Annotated in this window: 3 protein-coding genes; all 3 read left to right on the forward strand. The window is 72.6% G+C overall.

The window, feature by feature from the left end:
- The coding region (locus tag VNR91_RS12555) for a class I SAM-dependent methyltransferase (RefSeq protein ID WP_325491113.1) at window positions 1–882 on the forward strand (882 nt) is incomplete at its 5' end.
- Window positions 879–1385: a GNAT family N-acetyltransferase gene (locus VNR91_RS12560; protein WP_325491114.1), complete on the forward strand. Its 507-nt coding sequence runs from the start codon at window positions 879–881 to the stop codon at window positions 1383–1385. The genes VNR91_RS12555 and VNR91_RS12560, both read left to right, overlap by 4 nt.
- Window positions 1382–1863, forward strand: a 482-nt coding sequence (locus tag VNR91_RS12565; RefSeq protein ID WP_325491115.1) for a polyphenol oxidase family protein, incomplete at its 3' end; no start/stop codon positions are given. The genes VNR91_RS12560 and VNR91_RS12565, both read left to right, overlap by 4 nt.

The following is a 1863-nucleotide window of genomic DNA, read 5'->3' on the forward strand; positions in this document are numbered from 1 at the left end:
GAGATCAGCCAGATGTTCGGCGAGCTGATCGGGCTGTGGCTGGCCGACCTGTGGCGCCGCGCCGGCCGGCCCGACGCGCGCTATGTCGAGTTCGGCCCCGGCCGGGGCACGCTGGCCAGCGACGCGCTGCGCGCGATGGGCAAGGCCGGGCTGGAACCGCCCGTGCACCTGATCGAGTTCAGCCCGGCGCTGCGCGCGCAACAGGCCGAGCGGCTGCCCCAGGCCGAATGGTGCGTCGACCTGGTCGGCGTGGCGGAGGATGGCGCGCTGTTGGCGGTGGCCAACGAATTCTTCGACGCGCTGCCGATCCGGCAATTGGTCAGGACCGAACAGGGCTGGCGCGAGCGGCTGGTCGCCTGTCAGGACACGCTGTTCCTGCCGGTGGTCGGCAACACCGTGTTCGATCCGATCGTGCCCGTGGCGTTGCGCGATGCCGCCAACGGCTCGATCCTCGAGACCTCCCCGGCCAGCGTCGCGGCGGTACGCCAGATCGCGCGGCAGATCGTCACGCGCGGCGGCGCGGCGGTGGTGATCGACTATGGCTATGAAGGCCCGGCGATCGGCGACACGTTCCAGGCGGTGAAGGCCCATGCCTATGCCAACCCGTTCGAGGCGCCGGGCGAGGCCGACCTGACCGCGCACGTCGACTTCGCCACGCTGGCCGAGGCGGCGCGGGCCGAAGGGGCGACGGTGTACGGCCCGGTCGGGCAGGGCGCGTTCCTGCGCGCGCTGGGGATCGACGCGCGGGTGGCGGCGCTGGGCGGCGGGGCGGACGTGGTCGCCGCGCGCGACCGGCTGGTCGAGGACGGGCAGATGGGCGACCTGTTCGGGGTGCTGGCGATCGTCCACCCCGACTGGCCCGCCCCGGAAGGATTCGCATGATCACCTATCGTGATGCCGGGGTGGCGGACATTCCCGCGATCGACGCGCTGTTCCGCGCCAGCTTCGTCGGCACCTTCGGCCACCTCTATCCGCCCGAGGACCTGACCGCGTTCCTCGCCAAATACACCGCGCAGGCGTGGGCGGACGACCTCACGCAGGCGGACCTGCGCATCCGGCTGGCCGAGGAGGACGGCGCGGCGATCGGTTTCGCCAAGGTCAGCGACATCACGCTGCCGGTCACCCCCGCCGGCCCGGCGCTGGAACTGCGTCAGCTCTACCTGCTGGAGGGCGCCAAGGGGCGCGGGGTCGCCGATGCGCTGATGCACTGGGCGATCGATCAGGCGAAGGGGCGCGGCGCGGAGGAATTGTTCCTGTCGGTCTATGTCGACAATCATCGCGGCAAGCGATTCTACGCCCGCTACGGGTTCGAGGATGTCGGCGCCTATACCTTCATGGTCGGCAGCCACGCCGACGAGGACCGGCTGATGCGTCGCGCGATATGAGCGAGGTCGAGGTGATCCGCGCCGCCGCGCTCGATGGCGTGCCGCACGGCTTCCTCGGGCGGCGCGGCGGGGTGTCGACCGGCATCCTCGCCGGGCTCAACGTCGGGCTCGGCTCGCAGGATGATCGCGCGGCGATCATGGAGAACCGGCGCCGCGTGGTCGAGGCGGTGGCGCCCGACGCGCGACTGGTCACGCTGCATCAGGTCCATTCGGCCGAGGCGGTGACGGTGACCGCGCCGTTCGCCGACGACGCGCGCCCGCACGCCGACGGGGTGGTCACCGACCGGCCGGGGCTGCTGCTCGGCATCCTCACCGCCGATTGCGCGCCGGTGCTGTTCGCCGACGCCGAGGCCGGGGTGATCGGCGCGGCCCACGCCGGGTGGAAGGGCGCGATCGGCGGCGTCACCGACGCGACGATCGCCGCGATGGAGACGCTGGGCGCGCGGCGGGACCGGATCGCCGCCGCCGTCGGCCCGTG

It is taken from the genome of Sphingomonas sp., from assembly GCF_035555815.1.
Taxonomy (GTDB): domain Bacteria; phylum Pseudomonadota; class Alphaproteobacteria; order Sphingomonadales; family Sphingomonadaceae; genus Sphingomonas.

What these genes read in the sequence shown, in the direction of transcription:
- VNR91_RS12560 (WP_325491114.1), top strand. Translation starts at nt 879, where the DNA reads ATGATCACCTATCGTGATGCCGGGGTGGCGGACATTCCCGCGATCGAC.